The organism is Lactobacillus sp. ESL0225 (assembly GCF_003692905.1).
Taxonomy (GTDB): Bacteria; Bacillota; Bacilli; order Lactobacillales; family Lactobacillaceae; genus Lactobacillus; species Lactobacillus bombicola.
Window position 1 is genome coordinate 156,909 of sequence record NZ_REHK01000010.1, and the last position, 20,856, is coordinate 177,764.

The 20,856-nt window shown below is 34.3% G+C and carries 18 protein-coding genes and 1 tRNA gene; all 19 read right to left on the reverse strand.

Features of this window, described 5'->3' with window-relative positions:
* The 19 genes from F5ESL0225_RS06820 to F5ESL0225_RS06905 all read right to left on the reverse strand — a co-directional run bounded on the left by F5ESL0225_RS06820 (position 1) and on the right by F5ESL0225_RS06905 (position 20,836).
* Positions 1-957 carry an ABC transporter permease gene (locus F5ESL0225_RS06820; protein ID WP_122022203.1) on the reverse strand — a complete coding sequence of 319 codons (957 nt, stop codon included), beginning with the start codon at positions 955-957 and terminating at the stop codon, positions 1-3.
* A complete protein-coding gene (locus tag F5ESL0225_RS06825) occupies positions 957-2,060 on the reverse strand; it encodes an ABC transporter permease (RefSeq protein WP_122022204.1) in 1,104 nt (367 codons plus the stop codon). The genes F5ESL0225_RS06820 and F5ESL0225_RS06825 overlap by 1 nt, the downstream gene beginning before the upstream one ends.
* A complete protein-coding gene (locus tag F5ESL0225_RS06830) occupies positions 2,053-3,588 on the reverse strand; it encodes an ABC transporter ATP-binding protein (protein ID WP_122048130.1) in 1,536 nt (511 codons plus the stop codon). The genes F5ESL0225_RS06825 and F5ESL0225_RS06830 overlap by 8 nt, the downstream gene beginning before the upstream one ends.
* Positions 3,589-3,660: 72 nt before the next feature.
* Positions 3,661-3,783, reverse strand: coding sequence for a hypothetical protein (locus F5ESL0225_RS08525; protein ID WP_255409284.1), 123 nt, complete (start codon positions 3,781-3,783; stop codon positions 3,661-3,663).
* A gap of 83 nt (positions 3,784-3,866) precedes the next feature.
* A complete protein-coding gene (locus F5ESL0225_RS06835) occupies positions 3,867-4,667 on the reverse strand; it encodes a BMP family protein (RefSeq protein ID WP_158592406.1) in 801 nt (266 codons plus the stop codon).
* Positions 4,668-4,825: 158 nt separating this feature from the next.
* Positions 4,826-5,911, reverse strand: coding sequence for a BMP family protein (locus F5ESL0225_RS06840; protein WP_122022207.1), 1,086 nt, complete (start codon positions 5,909-5,911; stop codon positions 4,826-4,828).
* 236 nt (positions 5,912-6,147) lie between these two features.
* The gene (locus F5ESL0225_RS06845) at positions 6,148-6,801 is read right to left on the reverse strand and encodes an HD domain-containing protein (protein ID WP_122022208.1); all 654 of its coding nucleotides are present in this window, start codon (positions 6,799-6,801) and stop codon (positions 6,148-6,150) included.
* Between the two features lie 22 nt (positions 6,802-6,823).
* Positions 6,824-6,897, reverse strand: a tRNA-Thr gene (locus F5ESL0225_RS06850).
* Between the two features lie 56 nt (positions 6,898-6,953).
* Positions 6,954-7,292 carry a heavy metal-binding domain-containing protein gene (locus F5ESL0225_RS06855; protein WP_199688777.1) on the reverse strand — a complete coding sequence of 113 codons (339 nt, stop codon included), beginning with the start codon at positions 7,290-7,292 and terminating at the stop codon, positions 6,954-6,956.
* Positions 7,293-7,392: 100 nt separating this feature from the next.
* Positions 7,393-7,788 (reverse strand): NUDIX domain-containing protein, encoded by a 396-nt coding sequence (locus F5ESL0225_RS06860; RefSeq protein WP_122022209.1) that lies wholly within the window; start codon positions 7,786-7,788, stop codon positions 7,393-7,395.
* A gap of 54 nt (positions 7,789-7,842) precedes the next feature.
* Positions 7,843-9,108: a tyrosine--tRNA ligase gene (tyrS, locus tag F5ESL0225_RS06865; RefSeq protein ID WP_122022210.1), complete on the reverse strand. Its 1,266-nt coding sequence runs from the start codon at positions 9,106-9,108 to the stop codon at positions 7,843-7,845.
* 270 nt (positions 9,109-9,378) lie between these two features.
* On the reverse strand, positions 9,379-12,351 hold the full coding sequence (locus F5ESL0225_RS06870; RefSeq protein WP_122022211.1) for an alkaline phosphatase family protein: 2,973 nt from the start codon (positions 12,349-12,351) through the stop codon (positions 9,379-9,381).
* Between the two features lie 270 nt (positions 12,352-12,621).
* Complete coding sequence (locus F5ESL0225_RS06875; protein ID WP_122022212.1) at positions 12,622-13,731, reverse strand: LCP family protein; 1,110 nt, start codon at positions 13,729-13,731, stop codon at positions 12,622-12,624.
* A 104-nt stretch (positions 13,732-13,835) separates the two neighbouring features.
* Positions 13,836-14,402, reverse strand: a complete 567-nt coding sequence (locus tag F5ESL0225_RS06880) for an aldose epimerase (protein ID WP_122022213.1) — start codon at positions 14,400-14,402, stop codon at positions 13,836-13,838.
* Between the two features lie 471 nt (positions 14,403-14,873).
* The gene (locus F5ESL0225_RS06885) at positions 14,874-16,304 is read right to left on the reverse strand and encodes an MFS transporter (RefSeq protein ID WP_122022214.1); all 1,431 of its coding nucleotides are present in this window, start codon (positions 16,302-16,304) and stop codon (positions 14,874-14,876) included.
* 184 nt (positions 16,305-16,488) lie between these two features.
* The gene (locus F5ESL0225_RS06890) at positions 16,489-18,597 is read right to left on the reverse strand and encodes a BglG family transcription antiterminator (RefSeq protein WP_122022215.1); all 2,109 of its coding nucleotides are present in this window, start codon (positions 18,595-18,597) and stop codon (positions 16,489-16,491) included.
* A 49-nt stretch (positions 18,598-18,646) separates the two neighbouring features.
* Positions 18,647-18,937, reverse strand: coding sequence for a PTS sugar transporter subunit IIB (locus F5ESL0225_RS06895; protein ID WP_122022216.1), 291 nt, complete (start codon positions 18,935-18,937; stop codon positions 18,647-18,649).
* Positions 18,938-18,955: 18 nt separating this feature from the next.
* On the reverse strand, positions 18,956-20,356 hold the full coding sequence (locus F5ESL0225_RS06900) for a PTS galactitol transporter subunit IIC (RefSeq protein ID WP_122048131.1): 1,401 nt from the start codon (positions 20,354-20,356) through the stop codon (positions 18,956-18,958).
* 27 nt (positions 20,357-20,383) lie between these two features.
* On the reverse strand, positions 20,384-20,836 hold the full coding sequence (locus F5ESL0225_RS06905) for a PTS sugar transporter subunit IIA (RefSeq protein WP_122022218.1): 453 nt from the start codon (positions 20,834-20,836) through the stop codon (positions 20,384-20,386).
* Between the last annotated feature and the right edge of the window lie 20 nt (positions 20,837-20,856).

Here is a 20,856-nt window from a genome sequence, read left to right on the forward strand (position 1 = left end):
CTATTTTGACTTAATATAATTTTGGCCATCAGCTGCTGGAGCAACTGACTTACCAAAGAATAACACTAAAATTACAATTGTAATTACATAAGGAGCAATTTGCATATAAACAGACGGAATATGATTAAAAAATGGTAACTGATTGCCTATAATACTAATACTTTGGGCGAAACCAAAAAATAGCGAAGCAAGCATTGCTCCTAAAGGATTCCACTTACCAAAAATCATAGCTGCCAAAGCCATAAAACCTTGACCGACAATCGTCGAAATTGAAAAATTACCCGAAATTGCTTGGGCAAATACTGCACCGCCAATACCACCAAGAAAGCCTGAAATTAATACACCAGCATAGCGCATACCATAAACATTAACTCCCAGCGTATCAGCTGCTTGGGGATTTTCACCGCAAGAGCGTAATCGTAAACCAAAACGAGTTTTATATAAAATCCACCACAAAAAAACCGCTACAAAAATTGCAACCCAAGCTGGAGCAAATGTATTTTCAAAAAGAATTGGTCCAATAAGCGGTATTTTAGCTAATCCAGGAAAGCTAAAATACCCAAAGCTTTGTGTAATATTTTCTGTTTGCCCTTTATCATAAATTGCTTTAATCAAGAACACGGCTAATGGTGGTGCCATCAGATTGAGTACAGTACCACTAATGACATGGTCGGCATGAAAATTAATCGTTGCAACAGCATGCAAAAGTGAGAACAGCAAACCGACTACTCCTCCTACAATTAACCCCAACCATGGGGTCAATTTGCCGAAAGAAGTAGCAAAAGTTAAATTAAAAACCACTGCCGAAAAAGCTCCCATGGTCATGATTCCCTCAAGTCCAATGTTAGTGATTCCTGAATTTTCACTATACACTCCACCAAGAGCAGTAAAAATTAAGGGAGTTGAATATACAATGGTTGATGACACTAGCAAAGATAAAATTGCAACTAAATTCATTATTGCTCTCCTTCAGTAATATGTGAGACTTTTTCTATATCTGGGGTTGAGCCTTTATCCTTAAATAACAAGCCAATTACATATTGAATGGCAACAAAGAAGATAATTGCAGCAATCACAATTGAAACTATTTCATAGGGGATACCGGCAATTGTCTGCATACCTAGACCACCAATTTTTAAAATAGAAAACAATAACGCAGCAAGCAATATACCAACTGCAGTACCACCACCAAGTAAGGCAACTGACAAGCCATCCCAGCCAATATCTAGGCTAGTTGTTTGCGTGAAGTAATTCTGATAAGTCCCCAGTCCCTGTACTACACCACCTAAGCCAGCAAAACCTCCGGATAACAACATCGAAAGGATAATATTCTTTTTAGTCGACATTCCAGCATAGCGACTGGCAAAAGGATTAGTTCCAACTGACCGAATTTCAAAACCAATCGTTGTCTTCTTCATCAAATACCAATAAAGAAAAACAGCAATTATTGCTAGAAAAATGCCAGCATTAATTCTGGAATCACCAAACATTGAACTTAACCAATTAATTTTCAAACTACCATTAGCTGAAATTGTTTTTGTTGTGTCAGTATCAATCCGCAAACGACTTGGCATAATTTGTTGCATCAAATACTGCGAAGAATAAAGCACAATGTAGTTAAACATGATGGTGGTAATAACTTCATTAGTTCCAAATTGTGCCCGTAACCAACCGGCAATACCAGCCACAATTGCTCCAGCTATTACACCCGCAACGATTGCTAGTGGAAGTAGCACAAACTTAGGCATATTAGGATTAGCTAACACAAGCCAAATCGAGGTTAGCCACCCTGCCTGTGCCTGACCTGGTAAACCAATATTAAAAAAACCAGCATTTGAAGCAATTGCGAAGCCAATCGCTGTGAAAATTAATGGTGTCGCTTCACGAATAGTTTCACCAAGCCCATTCATATTCCCCAGTGCACTCATAAACATTGATGAATATGCTTGTAGCGGGTTATAACTCCAAACCAGCATAATAACTGCACCAACTAAAAAGCCCGCCAAAATTGAGATAATTAGTACTAAATTCTGTTTAGTCTTGGAAGTTACTTTAAGCAAAAGTTGTACCTTCTTTCTTAACTCCAGTCATTAATAAACCTAATTCCTTATCACTAGTATCATCTGGTTTAACTTCACCAGAAATATTACCATCATGTAAAACAATTATCCGATCCGATAGTTGCATAATTTCATCTAGTTCATACGAAATTAATAAAATTGCTTTCCCTTTAGCTCGCTGAGCTAGCAGTTGGTGATGAATATATTCAATTGCACCAACATCCAGCCCTCTTGTCGGTTGAAAAGCAATAATCAAATTACTATCTCGGCTCAATTCTCTAGCAATAATCACTTTTTGTTGATTTCCACCAGATAGATCACTCACTGGTGACTCAACTCCTGTAGTCCGAATGTCAAATTGGCTAACTAATTTTTGAGCATGCTGCTTTATCAAATCATGATTAAGTACATGATGGTGAGAATAAGGTTTTTTATAATATGACTGGATAGCTAAATTATCAGCAATTGAAAAGGGTAAGATTAAGCCAAACTTTTGACGATCAGCAGGAATACATGAAACACCTTTTTCGATAATTTTACGGACTTCTTGATTAGTTGTTTCTTGGTCATCGATTAGAACATGACCCGAATCAATATGTGTTAAGCCGGTTAAAGCTTGTACTAACTCATCTTGACCATTACCATCAATACCTGCAACACCTAAAATTTCTCCCGCTCGTAAATTAAAAGATAATCCTTTTAAAGCAGGAATATTTTGCTTATTTTTAACATTTAAATTAGCAACTTTTAAAATTGTTTTACCAATTATGGCAGGAGCTTTATCTAATTGCATATTAACATGTCGTCCCACCATTAATTCAGCTAAGCGATTATTACTTACATCAGCAACTTTAAAATTACCAACACTTTTACCCGCACGAATAACACTTACTCGATCGGCTACTTGCTTAATTTCTTCCAACTTATGAGTAATTAAAATTATTGATTTACCTTCGTTAGCCAACCCATGTAATATTTGAATAAATTCAGTAATTTCTTGGGGTGTCAATACAGCTGTCGGCTCATCAAAAATCATAATATCTGCACCGCGATATAAAATTTTAAGAATTTCAACACGTTGCTGTTGGGCCACTGTAATTTCACTAACTTTTTTTAAAGGATCAACATTTAGATTATAACGTTGCGACAACTCTTTAATTTCCTGTTGTGCCTTCTTAAAATCTAACCTTAGCCCTTTAGTAACTTCATGCCCTAAAATAATATTTTCCAATACAGTAAAAGAATCCATTAACATAAAGTGCTGATGTACCATACCAATTCCTAATTTTTTAGCAATTGTCGGATTTTTAATGGTGACTTTTTCCCCACGAACAACTATTTCACCAGCAGATGGCGTAAGAAGCCCCGATAAAATACTCATCAAAGTAGACTTCCCAGCACCATTCTCCCCAAGGAGTGCTAAAATTTCACCTTTTTGCAAAGTAAGATTGATATCGTTATTAGCTTTAAAGCCATTAAAGTCTTTGACAATGTGGCGCATTTCAATTACGTTAGTCGTGTTTTTCATTTAGCCCTATTTCCTTTTATAAAAAACTCTTTGTATCCACAAAGAGTTTTTATTTTACCTAATTACTTTTTATTATTTCACCTTAACTCGACCAGATACAATTTGTGCCTTGGCTTTTTGCACGGCAGCCCAAGCCTTAGGTGACATACTTCCCTTAGTCACGGATACACCATTATCCTTTAAAGAATATACCAAATGTTTACCACCGGGGAACTTATCTTTTGCCGCTTGATTTGCAATTGACTTAGTTGCAACATCTAATCTTTTTAAAACAGAAGTTAGAGTAAAGTTACCTTTTGCCCATCCTTTGACTTGTAATTTCCTAGTTTTGCTTGATCAACATCAACGCCAACAACCCAGACTCTATGGCTAGCCAATCTCATTTGATTGTATGCTTTGGTCTCCTGAAAAACGCCATTTCCAGCTGAGCCAGCGGCATGAAAAATCACATCATATTTATTAGCATATAGCGATTGCGCCATTGATTTTGCCTTATCAGTTGCAGTGAAGTTACCGATGTATTGCTCGGTAACTTCAATTTTTTTATTTAGCGCCTTAGCTGTATCAGTAACACCTTGTTTAAAACCACTTGCAAAAGATTCAATTGTTACAGCCTTAGCTCCACCAATAAAAGCAACTTTATTCGTTTTAGTTGTATAGGCCGCCGCCACTCCAGCTAGATAAGCCACTTCATTACTTTTAAAAGTTACGGATGTAACATTTTTTTGCTTGGTAATTATGTCATCAATGATAACAAAATTTTTCTTAGCAGCTGCCTTAACAGCATCTTTCAACATATAACCAATAAATTGTATCATAACCTGACTTAGCTGCTTGATCAAAATTTGGAGTAAAGTCAGTGGCACTATTAGATTCGAAATATTGATATCCGGACCCTTTTTGTAAATTATGCTCTTTACCGTAAGCTTTGAAGCCTGCCATGCGGCTTCATTAAAGGATTGATCGCTAATTCCGTTACTATCTGTAATCAGAGCAATACTATCTTTTTTACTCTGCCCAGTTGAACCTTGTTTTTTGCCTGTACAAGCAGTAAAAAGTAAGATAGCAAAAGTTGCCACAACCCCTAGTGATAATAATTTCGTAATTTTTTCCCCATGTTTATTATATCCTCCAAAAACACGAACTTTATAACTTTTATTTTATTATAAAATACGTTTAAGTTCAATATTTATCGTTTTTCAGCAGATATAAAAACAATTATCAATCAAAATACGAACTATTTATTTGGATGAATTGGTACCTTGATTTTATTTTTAATAATTTGTTCCCTTGCTGTACGTGAATATTCCCAAGCTTTACTATTGATTTGCCCACGTTCAATCGATACACCATTAGTATTTAAGCCATAAACTAGCTGCTTGCCGCTAGGGAACTTACCGTTATATGCGCGATTAGCAATATCATGAGTTGCAACATTTACTCCTGTAATTACAGAAGTTAAAACACAATTACTTTTCTTTCCGTCTTTATCTTTATAATTGCCAAGGTATGACTGGTCAACATCTACACCAATCGTCCAAACTTTTTTATTGGCAGGACGATTTTGGTTGATTGATTTAGCTTCTTGAAAAAGACCATTACCGGCCATCCCAGAAGCATGAAAAATAATATCAGCCTTTTTGGCATACATTGATTGTGCAATAGCTTTTTCTTTGTCAGCACTAGTAAAGTCACCAACATATTGATTTAATAATGTGATTTTTTTATTTAATTTTTTAGCTTGATCATGAACACCCTTGGTGAATCCGGCATCAAATAGATCAATAATATCGCCATGTGTGCCACCAATAAAACCAATCGTATTAGTTTTAGTTTGCGTTGCTGCAACTACTCCTGCTAAATATGCTGCCTGTTCACTTCTAAAATTAGCCGAGGCCACATTTTTTTGTCCCTTAATTACTTCATCAATGATAACAAAATTCTTTTTAGGATACTTTTTAGCTGCTGCACTAACCGCATCTTTCAAACTATAGCCAATGCCAAAGATTGTTTGGTAGCCCGACTTAGCTGCTTGATCTAGATTTGGTTCAAAATCAGCTGAACCGCTTGATTGAAAATATTGATAACCATTGCGACCTTGCTTTAAGCCATGCTCTTTGCCATAAGCTTTAAATCCGCGCCAAGCAGACTGGCTAAAAGAATTATCATTAACACCCGTTTGATCAGTAATTAATGCAATTGAATTTTTTGCACTTCCACTAGAATTACCATTCCCACCCTGTTTTTTACCTGAACAAGCAGTCAATGCAAGTCCAGTAAATAATGCGATGGTAGTAAAAGAAATAATTTTTTTGATTTTCATTTTATGACCTCCTTGATATTCCAATTAATAAAATATCAACATTTAGTGGCTATGTCAAAGTTACTATACAATATAAAGTGTTGATGTAGCAATGTTCTTGCTTTGGCATAAAACGTGTCATAGGTTGCCGATTAGGGTTTTTGTATGCAACAACTAAATTTTTTTATTTTTATTTTACGGTAAACAAAAACTGAGATTCTTATTTAAAATCTCAGTTTACTTACTAAAAATATTTATTAAACATTCCATTCAGCCATAAATTGATCGACAAACTTATGCATAAATTCAGTGCGTTTATGCGCTTCTTTTTTGCCACCAAGAGTATTCATTGTCTCTTCAAGCTGAAATAATTTTTCGTAAAAATGATTAATTGTTGTCTCAGTATGCTTACGATATTGGTCATGACTAATTAGCTTTTCTGGCTTGATATTAGGATTATAAATATCAATGCCATGCAATCCACCATAGGTAAAAGCACGTGCAATTCCCATAGCACCCAGACTTTCGAGTCGATCTGCATCTTGAACATATCTACCAGACAATGGTAACTGATAATGATGTTCAATATTTTTAGAAAATGACATATGTTGCATTGTAAACAAAATATCTTGAATTTCTAATTCCGTAAACTTAACCTGCTTCAACACAACCTTTATTTGCTGGAGTACAGTTGCTGGATTACTACAAATTTTTTCATCAATTGTATCATGTAAATAGCCTGTTGCTTGAATAATAGCTATTTTTCGGCTAGCCAGGTCAGCAGTCGGGTTATCTTGCAAATAAAGTTGCCGTGCCAAATGAGCTACACGTTGACCATGATAAAAATCATGACCTGTTTTTTCATTTTTCAATTTTTCTTTAACAAAACAGATTACTTTAGTTATATCCATAAAATCAACTCCTTTATCACTAAGCCGCTTCCCAGATTTGAACTGTGGGACCTCCTCCTTACCACGGTGGTGCTCTACCTGCTGAGCTAAAGCGGCATATTTATTGTAACAAAAAAGTATTCACATAGAACGAGAATACTTTTTTATCTTAATTATTCATTATGTGCTATATATTTTACTGCTGTGCCATAGGCGACAACTGATTGCATGTCATTACCGATTGATCCTGAATCATAGCGCATCATTACCACCGCATCTGCTCCCAATTCTTGTGCTGATTCACGTAATCTGACCATTGCCTGTTCACGTGACTCTTCCAGCATTTTGGTATAACTACGAATTTCTCCACCAACCATTGACTTTAGTCCTGCACCAAAATCTTTCAAAAAATTTTTGGATTGAGTTGTTACTCCAAAAACTTCACCAATGATTTCATATTCTTTACCAGGTATCTTCTCTGTTGTTGTAACTAGAATTGCTTGGTTATTCATACTTATCTCCTAAGATTATATTTAATAATATAAAGCTATATCACTAAATATGATTATGAATAAATAACTATAATTTGTCAATTACAGAGCTATTATAATTTTAATCATCGCCTGTTGCTAGTCTTGCTGCTATTTGTGGTGGCATTAAATTAATCTTAGCTATATCTTTAAGCTTAACCCATTCTGGATGATAGATGTTAGTACTACTTGACCGCTTTCTTTCTTCACCTTGGATTAATGGGGCCCTAATTAATTTGGTTGTCGCTTTAAAAAAAATTTGTTTTTCGTCTTGGTCTAATTGATATAGCAGAGTTAAATCTCGAGCCGCTAACTTAATCCCTAGCTCTTCTTTAAACTCCCGAAGGGCCGTTTCACTGGCAGTTTCTCCCTTGTGTGCTCGACCACCTGGTACTACCCAATAATCACGCTTATTAATGCGGTGAATTAATAAAACAGCTTTTATCGTTGGACAATAAAGGATAACCCGTGCTCGCATTTTTTTCCTTTCTATAAATAAAATGCCTGCTAATAACAGCCATTTCACTTAATTTTAACCCTTAATTTTGACTAACGTATACTTTTTCTTTCCTTTACGAACGATTACATATTTACCGCTAAATGCTTGACTTGGATCTACGTTGAAATCAAGTGACTGCTTTTTTTCACCATTAATATAAATTGCTCCATTTTGAACATCTTCGCGGGCTTGACGCTTAGAAGATTCAATTTGAGTCTCAACTAAAAATTCAATAATATTTTTGCTTTCAGAAGTTGCTGTAGCCATCGGAGCATGCTTAAGCCCTTGCTCAATTTGCTTAACCGTTAAGTTTTTAATCTCACCAGAAAAGAGGGCAGTAGTAATCGTTTCTGCTTCCGTTAATCCTGCTTCACCATGAACAAATTCTGTTACTTCTTTAGCTAATACTTTTTGGGCTGTTCTCTTCCAAGGCGCCTTTGCTACTTGTACCTCTAGTTCTTCAATTTCTTCATGGCTTAAAAATGTAAAGTATTTCAAATATTTAACTACATCACGGTCATCTTGATTAAGCCAAAATTGATAAAATTCATACGGACTGGTCTTTTCTGGATCAAGCCAAACAGCACCACCTGCTGATTTACCAAATTTAGTCCCATCGGCTTTCAGCATTAACGGTATAGTCAAGCCAAATGCAGGTTGCTCTGAACCGGACAATTTATGAATTAAATCGATGCCCGCTGTGATGTTACCCCACTGATCACTTCCGCCAATTTGCATCTGCACATTATGATCTTTATTCAGGCGATAAAAGTCAATTGCTTGAAGTATTTGGTATGAAAACTCCGTAAAGGAAATACCATTTTCCAAACGGCTAGCGACTACATCTTTACTCAGCATATTATTCACCTGAAAATGTTTTCCATAATCACGTAAGAAATCGATTAAACTTATTTGATCTAACCATTCTGAATTATTTACAATTTCAAAATTAGCAGTACCAAACAATTTTTCCATCTGCTTAGTTAAAGCTACTTCATTTTGATGAAGCTTCGCTGGGCTTAATAGTACCCGTTCTGATTTACGTCCAGACGGATCACCAATTGAACCTGTTCCTCCTCCAATTACAATTACTGGATGGTAACCAGCCAGTTGAAACCTCTTAAGAATCATGAACGGAATTAAATGTCCAATGTGGAGCGAATCACCTGTTGGATCTGTACCACAATATAATGCAAAATCATCGTGATCTTGCAAATATTTAGTTAAGCCGGATTCATCCGTTTGTTGATTAATTGCCCCGCGCCATCTTAAATCTTCTAAAATGTCAAAGTTTGCCATCTTTTTCCTCCAAAAAAAAATCCCTAGATTCTAAAATAGAATCTAGGGACGACTAAATTACTTTTCTTAGCCGTGGTACCACCCACGTTTACGCTCAATATAGCGCCTTAACTGAAGTCGATATTGGAACTACCCAAATCTGTATTTTGCAACCTTCAACCTGCCTAGCTCACACCAAATGCTAGTTCTCTGAACCCTGAATCAAAGTGCTACTTAAATATTATAACGTGATCATACTAATTTTTTTTTAATATGTCAACAAAATTATTTTTACTTGTAAAAGCCCTTGATCTTTAATCCATAAGCTTTTCCAGCTGTCATATCATACTGAATTGTCTCATAATCAGCAAGTAATTCTTGTTGTTTTTTAGTCAAATACTTGGGATCAATTACTTGTCCCTTTCGACCAATTAATTCAAATCCTTTGTCCCCTTTAAAATTAATGGTAATTGCTGGCAATTTTTTATGAACTTCTGTTAACAACGCTTGATAAGGAGTAACTTTTGAATCGGTCTGCTCTAGCATCATAGCAATAAAGTCACTCGAGCTAACAAAATTATTGGCCTTACGCGGTAATCTTAGCTTTGCACCATGAGCACGCGCATATTTGTTTGAGTAAATGAAGTAACGCGTTGAATGCATCTCTACTGGATATTTAGCAGTGTAACTTTGTGAAATAATACTTGGATAATGATCTCCATAAAAGACTAGTGTAATTGGTTTTTTGATTTTATCAATTTCACCAATAAACTGTTTTACAGCCTTATCCGTATATTGCGTTCCTTTAACATATGTTGCCATTTGCTCACGAACAGCCGGTGTATTAAATAGTTCGCCAGAAATTTTGCCAATGTATTCATTATTAGGATACCAATTATTATACGGCATATGGTTTTGAATCGATATCAAATTGATAAATTGTCCACCACTACGTGAATTAATCTGGTGTAAGCCATTGGCATAGGTAGTAAAGTCTGAATTATAACCACTCTTACCTAATTTCTTTTGACCAATAACTTTATATTTAGACCCAGTATAGACGAATTTATCAAACTTAAACCGGTGGTAATCCTCTCTTCTTGAATAATACGTACCGATAAATGGGTGGACCGCAGATTTATAATCAAAATTCATACCGATGGTTGGATAAAAATCAAAATTAGGTACGATTTGGACATATGGGGTCAAAGTTGATTTAAACATTCCCATGTTTAAACCGGTTAATGTTTCCCATTCCATATTCGCTGTACCACCACCATAGCCAGCACTAAGCATCGTACCATATGAAGAACGAGACTTCATTGATTCAATAAACTTAACTGGATTTGAAACAGAGTGGTCAAATCTAATAGTTGGGAAAGTATTAGGATCCACAAAACTTTCACTTAAGTTAAAAACAATTGTCTGCTTATGTAAATCATTCTTACGCGTTTTATTAATTCTATCTGCAACCTTAGCATATTTATTACTTAAAGTCTTAATTGATGAGGCTGAATAATTATCCGGTTGATCCATAATTTGTAAATCAATATAATTTAGAAAATTTAATACCGGACCATTGACTTGAATATCACGTTCAGGGTTGCGGAATGTTTGCTTATTATCAAAACCTCGATTAACGTGGTAGATTGCACCACCATCATGATTAAAACGAAGTGGGGTCATAAACAGTAATAAACTAACTAAGGCCCAAATACCGCGGCGTTTCCAGGAGCCTCTTTTCTTAATCGGAAACTTAATTTCTAAAAATACATCAAGTAAGATCACAAGTAAAATTGCAAGTAAAATTACAATTACAGTTGTTTTACCAACCATTGGAAGCAAAGTTTTCCAATTTACAATTTCACTTATTTCAGTTGGGTAGATTGGTTCACCACGCAATAATAATTTAATCTTATTCGCTACTGCCCAGCCAATTGCAATTAAACTAACTAATGTATTTGAGGTCCAATACCGTGTAGTTACAAAATAAAATACTGAAAATAGGGCATCAAGTAAAATAGTAGTTAAAACAATAGCGAAGAATCTCGTCCCCAATAAGTAAACAATGGCATTAATTGTCTTAGCGGTACTGATTTGAATTCTGAGATTATCTGATTCAATTAAAAATGAGCCAAAACTCAGAAGATAAAACCAAGCCCAGGTCAATAAGTTAACTCGATTAGAGATAATAAACTTAATAAAAACAGACCACAGTTTTTCACAAATTTTTGCTAAATTAGATTCATGATCAAGATAAGTAATTACTCGCTTAAAGGGGTTAAACTGAAACAAATAGTGCTCAAGAATTAGATCCCATATACCAATAATTACTAAGATGGCAATAATCACCAATAACTTATTAATAGTTGAAGAACCAGTAAACCGAAAAGAACCCATAAATTTTGCCGAAATTGGTGCATCCATGAGTATAATTAATGGGACAAATAAACGCATTTGCTTAGTATTAAAGGTCAGAATAACTTTCTTAAATAGTAAGAAAATCGCCACTACCATTAAAAACATAAATGGTGATGAGGGATTGTTCAGGAATTCACGATTCCAATCACCGCCGCCATTACCAGCGACAATTTGTGACCAATAGACTGCATCAAAGCCAGGTACACCTATCAAAACAACAACCAGTGATATTAACCCACCAGTAACTATTAAACTTAATGCTTTACCATTAATTGGCACCTGGGCTAAAAACATACCCCAAGCAAAAAAGAGAATTAAGTATAAACCATAAATTGAATATTGAAATGTAAGATTACCTGCACTAAGAGCAAAGCCAAAAATAGTAAGCAAGCTTAAGATGAGCCAGTTCTGCTTGCTTGTTAATTTATGTAACAAATCGTACAAATGTGACTGAACTAATAAACTGAAAAACAATCCCGCAAACAAAACTGAAGTACTTGCAATAATCGGAAATAACATGCCCCATATGCGCCACATATTAAAATGACCAGGTAACTTGCAGAAAAAGAGGACATAATAAATGATAAGCGTTGCACTAGCCATTAGCCAATACTTAAAACTTTCACTTACACTCAATTTTTTTCTACTATATACTGCTCCAAAAATCATTGGCACTATTATCAGAGTCATATTATGTAACATATCAGGCATAAAACGGATGAATGAATAGTGTGTTCTAGTAGCAATTCCCTTCAAGTTGAACATTTGGATCAACATGAAAAGAGCTGCAACCAGTAAGCAAATAATCTGTGCAACTGTTAAAGACTTTTTATTTTTATTCATATTTCTAGTATATATCCCTCACTAAAAATGATGTTATTAACCAGTATCTATACTTTTTACAACTATTTATAATCGTTTATGTATAAACATGGCCTTTGTAACTTGCAAATCAACTAGCAAAGCAGTACTTGCTAAACTTAGCTGTAGCTACTGCTGCTCGATTATAATAAACTCAGGTACTTATCCCCAACACTCGGAGTTTATGCCTTAAAATTACTAATATTAAACCTATACATACGCAAGAAAGTGTTAATGATGCTATAAATATCATTAATTATCACCTTCTTCCTGTATTTGATCCTGATAATCTTGAAATATAGTATAAACTTGATTTTCAGGATCATTAAAGTCAAAGCCGCGCTCTTTATTACGTTTGTTCTGATAAGTCTCATTATTATCAATCAATTTAGCCTTTAAACCCAATTCCTGGCGCAAACAATCCGAAACTCGCTGTAATTCCTCAGTTGATTGGACTTGATAAGAAGCATCGTGAATTGTGGCATTATGACCATGAAGATAATCATTTTGCGCCTTCTTAGTCGAACTGCGATAGTTAAGTGCAATTTGCTGCAGAGCATCAAAAGGAAGATTTGTTTTAACATTACCTGAAACTGAAGTTAACACTGAATCAAGCTTTGTCAAAGTACTAGGTGAAACTGTTTTTTCTATAAGTGTCGTAATTACTTGTCGTTGGCGTTTCTGGCGACCATAATCTCCTTCTGGGTCATCATACCTCATTCGCGAATATGCTAAAGCACCACCGCCACCCATATGGGTTAACTGTCCCTTCTTAAAAACATATCCACCATACTCAAAGCTAAGCAGTGGCTTCAATTTGATGCCACCAACATAACGTATTAAGCGCATGATTCCTTTCATATTAACTAAAGCATAATATTTAATTGGCACATTAATTAGCTTAGAAACACTAGCCATTGCCATTTTGGCGCCACCAATCGAATAGGCAGCATTAATTTTTTCTACCTGAAAGTTTGGTGTACCAATCATCTGTGCCATTGTATCTCGTGGTACAGACATTAAAGTATATTGCTTCTTTTTTGGATTAACTACTGCAACAATAATAGTATCAGTATTACCCACCTCATCAGTTCGATCCAAAGCTCCGGTATCCGTACCCATCAATAAAATTGCAAATCGATTCTTCCCATTAAATTCTCCATGCTTAATTTGCACATGGGCACTATTATCATAAGTACTATCAACAGCCTTTTTAGTTCGAAAATAGAGATAGGCCGAATACGCTACAATTACAAAAACAATGATGCTAAGGAGTAAAATTAAGGCATATCGCCTTTTTTTGTAATCCTTTGCATGTCTTTCAACCCGACTTTTGCGTGGATGATTATGATTGTGATTCATATTTCTTTACTTACCCAATTTAATTATATAATGGATATATTATAGCAAAAAAAACAAGCCGTTGTCGGCTTGACTCTGATATCTTATTAAAAACATTAAATTGTTTACGTTAATAACAATGATAGACCAAATTCTTCACCATGATCTTTTTCTAATTCTGCTTGTTTCATGGCAGCAACAATTTGATTGTTTTTTACTGCTAAGGCAAGACTAGACGAGATACACTGTAATTTAACAGCATTCTTGCTTAAAATAACTTCATTTACCTTTTCTACTTTTGCCCAACCAGCAGGTATATCAACTGCTAAAGACAAAGAAAATGGCATAGTTTTATGGGAATTGTTTTTCAAGTAATATTTAATATCAACCCGATTGCCTTCAACAGTATAAGTTAAAATTACCTCAAAATGATAAGGAAATTTCTTATAACTTGAATTGTCATCAATCAAAGCCAGACTTATCCTTGAATCACCTTTATCAACAATTGTCCAAGGTAGAAGTTCTGCTAAATTTTCATTTTGATTTTCGCCAGTAAAATCAACTATCAGGTTCCTTTGCAGATCATCATCTTTAAAATAATCGATTTGATCATTTTGAGATATAAGATTAACTAACCTTGCCCTTTTTTCATCGATTGCAATACGCAAAATCGAACTTTCAATTATTTGCATAGCTTACTCCAAACTTTCTTCTCATACAAAAAAATATCACTTAACTAGGCTTGATGTCAATCATGGAAAACGAGTACCCTAGCTTTACTATGGCAAAATAATAATGATACAATAATAAAAAATTATTAGCAAAGAAAATATTTTATATAAATAGTATAAAATATTAGCAAAATCAGTTCTGATATATTATAATAACATTGTTCCCGAGAATTATAAAAATCAGTTTTTGGAACAAGTTAATAAAAAGAGCACCCCTATAATAGGGGTGTTTTTTTGCTTATAATTTCCCAAACAATCACTAATAAGTTTACCATTTTATAGTTACTATTGCTGTTTGAAAAATACAAATAATTAATCAAAACACAAGATAATATTTCAAATAAAAACACCACAATTAATCTCTATTATCTCAAAACATGAGATAAATTAACATCAAATTGTAGTGCTTTAAATAAATATAATATTTTTAATTTAATCTTTTCTAAACAAACGCCAACCGCTTAAAATTACAGTTACTAAACAGATAATCATCGAAATAATGAAAACAACATGCATGCCATAAATAAAAATTTCGGGTTGTTTCGGTAAATAGGCCGTTACTCGTGCGCCCTTAGCATGACTCATTGCTGCAAAAAGAACAGTAGTTGCACTCGATATTCCAATTACCATCCCCAAATTTCGTGAAAGTGAATTAATACTGCCGGCAATTCCTAAATCTTTTTGCTCAACTGAACTCATTACTAATGAATTATTAGGTGAAGTAAAAATACCACTTCCTAGTCCCATAATTGCAATGCTACCAACAAATAACCAAATCGAGGAATTAAGATTACATAGTGAGTAACAAATTTGACTAACTAATAAAAGAACTAGACCAATGAAAGTTAACAATTTTGGATTCATTTTATCAGAAAGTGCACCAGCAACTGGAGCCGCAAAAAATTGAACTATTGGTAAAATCATCAAAATATAGCCTGTTTGACTTGGCGCTAAATGACGCGCATTCTCCAAATAAAATGGAGTAACTACATTAAAAAAGAAGTTAGTAATAAAAACTAAAAGTGCACATAATAAACTTACTGAAAAATCAGGATTTTTAAACAACTTAAATTGTAATAATGGATTTTCAGCGTGGTTTTCAATTGAAACAAACCATATAAAGCTAATAACACCAACTAATAGCATTGCTAAAACTGGTAAAGACGTAAAGCCAAATTGTTGTCCTAAGAAAATGCCCCCAAACAACGTAATCATTCCCAAGGCAAAGCTAAATGACCCCATTTTATCAAGGCTTGAAGTAGTGAAGGTAATATCCTTAGGAAGGTAAATTGCACCTATTAGTGCAGCAACAACCCCAACCGGAACATTCAGCCAAAAAATATATGACCATGATAGCTTACTTAAAATAAGTCCGCCTAAGCCTGGACCCGCAATTGATCCTAGAGCAACAAAAGATCCTATTGTTCCTAGTGCTTTGCCGCGTTCCGTTGCAGGAAAGATCTCCGTAATAATACCATTATTAGTGGCCATAGTCATTGCAGCCCCGATTGCTTGGAGAGCTCTTGCTACAAGTAAGAATAATAGACTTACTTTAATTCCTGACAGCAAAGATCCAGCAATAAAAAAAATTGCTCCAAAACGAAAAATTTTAATTTTTCCGTGAAGATCACTTAACTTACCGAAAAACAAAATAAAACTACAAACAACGATTAAATAAAGTGAAGCAACCCATTCTGATTGACTCATTGGTATATGTAAGTCGTTGCTAATTACTGGCAAAGCGATATTGACAATTGTTCCGTCAAGCGTAGACATAAAAGTAAAAAGACCTACAGCTACTAATATCCACCAGCGATTTTTTTGTACTTTTTGATCATTTTGGTAACTTAAAGTTTCCGTCATTTCTACCAGTCTCCTTAGTTTTTAATTTTGGTTAGGTACCTTATAAGATTAAATTATACACTTTATTTTCACTAATGCAAACTAATCAAAAGCGACCACCTTATTTCCGTGGTCGCATTCTTTTTAATATTTGTTAGTCCAATTAACAGTAAGCTAAATTAATACTTTTTAACTACTATTTTATTTAAAAGCATAATAAAATTTGTCGTACTTCTCGAATAGATTTAGCTTTAAGCAAGCGCAAAACATTTTCCTTATCCCTAACTATATCGACTAATTGTTCCAAAGCCTTCTCATGTTCACGTTTCATTCCTGGTGATAGGACAAACATACAGGTCACGATTTCTTTTTGTTGACAAGCTTCTATTACTAAAGGATGATCTAGTAAAATTAACACTATACCTGCTTTTTTACTACTAGTATCAGGTGCAGCATGTGCTAAAAAGATATTATTAGCTATCAGCATATACGGTCCATATTGCTGAATTAAATGTATAATCTTTTCGCAATAATATTCATCGATAATTCCGTCTTGCTCTAAGATCTCACATCCAAAATGCAGCACGTCCTGCCAATTCCAATCATCATTATTATGTAAAAACTTGATATGATTTGCAGATAACAGATTACTTAAAGTTGGTAAATTATAATGAACAGATTTTTGATTTTTTGGAAAAATAAAGCGATCTAAGCTCATTCTTAAGCCATTTTCATCTTTAACATCTGCATACTCATTGATGATAGAGACTAAACTATTAACAGCACTTTCATTATGCTCAATTTTACGTGGAATTTTTTGGCGTAATAATTTTTCAATCGCACTTTGATCATGCTTGGTCAAAACAGCCCTAACATTTACAACTGGAATAGGATATACGGTATCAGTTAAATTAGCTGTACTAATAATTAATTTTGCTTGATAAGACCGCTTAAAAATTTGCGGTAAATCACGAATTTCTAGTGGTAAAGAAAATTTTATCAATGGATACATTTTACTGAGTTCTTGATAAAGCATAGCAGATGTACCTATTCCACTAGAGCAAACAACTAAAACATCTGCTAGTGCTGCTCGTTGCAACTTGTCCATATCTGAAAAATCTTGATAATTTTTATGGCTAACTGATCCAAAATACAAGTATATTAAAGCAACTTCATTGCTTGGTAATTTTTTATGTAAGAATTGTTCAAGTGGTGCACATGCAACTGCCGTAAATTTAACCAATTCTGGATACTGCCGTTTGATTTCATCTACTTCATTTGAAGAAAATGGTAAATCAAACTTCACTCGGAAAAAGGTGGCATACAAATGGTTACATAAAACTTGAGTAAATAATTTATAAGAAATTTTTTGCTCTGTTAATTGCTCATAACGAAAAATAATTTCTTGGGCAATACTATCTAAATTATGGTATAAATCAGCCTTAACACAATTAACTTTAGTAGCTTGTGAACACAAAATAAATTTACTAAGAAAAACTATTTCACCTCTAGGCACCTTTTTTCCAATTAATGATTGCAATATTTTTTCACAGGTAAATAAAACATTGGTTGTATTAATTTTTATCCACTCTAAGTCTGCTGTGCTAGAAACACATAATCCATGCTCAATCCGCCATCTTGTAAAAGTTAACAAATATGCTAACTGTTCAATAGAATTTTCCGAAAAAGTCATTTCTAACTGCTTTTGCGCAGTACTAATTATTGTCTTAGCTTCAGTAATTGAAAAATCCAAATGTTTGATAAACTTAAAAACCAGCTTATTTTGATAAAGCAGTAATTCGTATATTACTCTTCGTATTGTCGACTCATCACTAATAATTCGATGCCCGAATCTAGAACTAGCGATTTCGAGTTGCGGAAAACGCTCATTAAGTGCTTTAAAATCCTTAATGATTGTATTACGTGAGCAGGAAAATTTTCTTGCCAATACATTAATTGAGCAATATTTGTTTTCCCCGATTAGCATCAAAACAATCATTATTTGTCGATCAGCGGCGTTGACACTTTTAATTTGACTATACCTAGATATGGTCTCTATTATCTCCGTATCAGCCAACAATTTCTTTTTTGTCTGATTAGTAATTTTATAACCATATTTAGGAACGTTAATGATTTCGTCTAAATTATTTTGACGCAAAGTTTGATTAATTAATTTTAACCAATTAAAAGCTGTTCGCCGCGAAATACTAAAAGTTTCTAAAATTTCTTTTAAACTTACAAAACCAGGGGATTTAACCAAATAATTTAATAGCCTTTTTGCCTTAACGGAACTGGCAGAATTGCTTGTCATCATGTTAATCACCCTTCAAATTTTAGTATCTTAGCAATTTGACAAAATAAAACTAAAGACCCAATTTGTTAACTACTTCATCGATGACATTTTCAACACCAATATTTGTTAACAATGGTAAGCCATTAATTACTGGTGTATGGATAGCCTCATTATCATATTGAGTTGTGGTAATCACTAGGTCGTAGTCATTAGCCAATGATTCGACTTGAGCCACAGAAGACTGACCTAAAGTATATTCAGCTGCAGAAATTCCTCGATTAGCTAATTCTTCTTGTAACTTATTCATTGCCGACGTACTTGTAACTACCCCAGCTCCACAGGCAACTAAAATTTTTTTCATAATATATTCTCCTTAATTTTACTTTTTATCTTGAATAGCAACTTCTCTACGCTTTTCTTCTGCAATAATCTTTGTTCTATTCCACCAACAAAGGCCAATAATCAAAAGCAACCCAACTGCATATGCAATTAACTTATATGGAGCTACTTGCACAATTAGCCACGGATATGGATTAGAGCCATAATCAATACTTGAAATTAAGGATGATCCTTTAGGAATAGTAAAATGAGCTGCACTTGCGCTGCTAGTAACCAATGGTGCTAAATCCGTACCTATCCATAATCCTAAAACCACATTAACTGCACCAATAATAAATGACCTAAAGAAATCACCATGAGTGATTGAAACAATTAATGGAAACATAAAGACAAAGCCGACTAAACCAATTGTGGGTAAGAATTTATTACCTGGTAAAATAAAAGCAAATAATAATGCTACCGGAATCATCAAAGTAGCACAAGCTAACACAACAGGACTACCAATTCCCACAGCAGTATCCATTCCGATATAAATTTTTCTTTTGCCAGAAAACTTTTTTTGAATAAAAGATTGAATTGCATCGGAAACTGGAACTACTCCCTGCAAAAGTAAAGCAGCCATTTTGGGCGTAATGATCATTACTGCAGACAAAGTAACTCCCATCAGCATTATCTTCCCTAGCTTCGTAGCCACAGTGATGCCTGGAATAAACCCATATGCCAAAATTCCAATAATAATCCCAATAGCAAATCCTAGGAGCGTCGGCTCACCCCACGAGCCAAACTTTTTATTAAAATCTTTAGCATCCATATGAATCTTATTAACACCAGGAATCTTATCCATCACCCAGTTAAGAATAACCGCAATAGGTACAAATGAACCTGCATAAGCATGTGGAATTGAAATTCCTGGTAATCCTAAATATTTCTCTGAAAGCGGCGCAGTTCTATCCGCAGTAACCATAATGACAATCATATTTACACTGGCTAAAAATAAACTGAGCACAATATCTTTAGTTAAGGCATAAACTAATGAGCCACTAAAGGCAAAATGCCAAAAGTCCCAAATATCAACATCAATCGTTGATGTGGTCTTAGTTACTAACATTAAAACGTTAATTGCAATTCCTAGCGGAATCATACTTACACCTACTGCCGTACCATAGGCAATCGCTGATGCTGATGGCCAACCAACATCAATTACTTGTAAATTCAAATGCATAACTTGAATCATATTCTTAATTGCTGGATTCATAACATCAGTTAAAATTGAAACAGTTGCGTTTAATCCAATAAAACCGATTCCGACCATTAATCCACCTCGGAGTGCTTTAGTAAATGGTACACGGACACATAGGCCAAAAATCAGCATAATAATTGGAATTAAAACAGTTGGACCTAAGCCAACAATATACATAATGAAATCAATTATCGGTTTCACAATAATTCCTCCCAAAATAAATTTTATCTAAATATGTTCAGAAATGACCTGATACAGTTTTTGATTACTAGTGATGCCCTTAAGTTGTTTTAATAGTTTTTGATCTTGAAACAAGGCCATTAATTTTTGTAACATTTCTACTTGACTATGTGGATTTTTTAATGCCAACATTACTACAATTTGAACCCTTAAAATCTCATCTGTTATTGCCATATTATGAAATTCTATCGGTTGAGCCAAAGTAGCAAATGTAATAGCTGCTTCATTAACATAATCAACATCTGTATGGGGGATTGCTACTGCGATTTCACCGCTAGGCAGGCCAGTAGGGTGAAGTAGCTCTCGCTCTTTAACTGCTTGTTCAAAAGAAATCTTAACTTTACCCTTATTTTCTAGTTTCTGTGCTAAATAATGAATAATTTCATCACTACTAGTTGCTTTTACATGGGCAAAAACCAAGTCTGGTTCTAAAATTTTCATTTATTCACTCCTTTCTTTAT

Coding starts and splice junctions, on each gene's coding strand:
- F5ESL0225_RS06820 (WP_122022203.1), bottom strand. CDS start 957: ATGAATTTAGTTGCAATTTTATCTTTGCTAGTGTCATCAACCATTGTA.
- F5ESL0225_RS06830 (WP_122048130.1), bottom strand. CDS start 3,588: ATGAAAAACACGACTAACGTAATTGAAATGCGCCACATTGTCAAAGAC.
- F5ESL0225_RS06840 (WP_122022207.1), bottom strand. CDS start 5,911: ATGAAAATCAAAAAAATTATTTCTTTTACTACCATCGCATTATTTACT.
- F5ESL0225_RS06845 (WP_122022208.1), bottom strand. CDS start 6,801: ATGGATATAACTAAAGTAATCTGTTTTGTTAAAGAAAAATTGAAAAAT.
- F5ESL0225_RS06855 (WP_199688777.1), bottom strand. CDS start 7,292: ATGAATAACCAAGCAATTCTAGTTACAACAACAGAGAAGATACCTGGT.
- F5ESL0225_RS06860 (WP_122022209.1), bottom strand. CDS start 7,788: ATGCGAGCACGGGTTATCCTTTATTGTCCAACGATAAAAGCTGTTTTA.
- tyrS (WP_122022210.1), bottom strand. CDS start 9,108: ATGGCAAACTTTGACATTTTAGAAGATTTAAGATGGCGCGGGGCAATT.
- F5ESL0225_RS06870 (WP_122022211.1), bottom strand. CDS start 12,351: ATGAATAAAAATAAAAAGTCTTTAACAGTTGCACAGATTATTTGCTTA.
- F5ESL0225_RS06875 (WP_122022212.1), bottom strand. CDS start 13,731: ATGAATCACAATCATAATCATCCACGCAAAAGTCGGGTTGAAAGACAT.
- F5ESL0225_RS06880 (WP_122022213.1), bottom strand. CDS start 14,402: ATGCAAATAATTGAAAGTTCGATTTTGCGTATTGCAATCGATGAAAAA.
- F5ESL0225_RS06885 (WP_122022214.1), bottom strand. CDS start 16,304: ATGACGGAAACTTTAAGTTACCAAAATGATCAAAAAGTACAAAAAAAT.
- F5ESL0225_RS06890 (WP_122022215.1), bottom strand. CDS start 18,597: ATGATGACAAGCAATTCTGCCAGTTCCGTTAAGGCAAAAAGGCTATTA.
- F5ESL0225_RS06895 (WP_122022216.1), bottom strand. CDS start 18,937: ATGAAAAAAATTTTAGTTGCCTGTGGAGCTGGGGTAGTTACAAGTACG.
- F5ESL0225_RS06905 (WP_122022218.1), bottom strand. CDS start 20,836: ATGAAAATTTTAGAACCAGACTTGGTTTTTGCCCATGTAAAAGCAACT.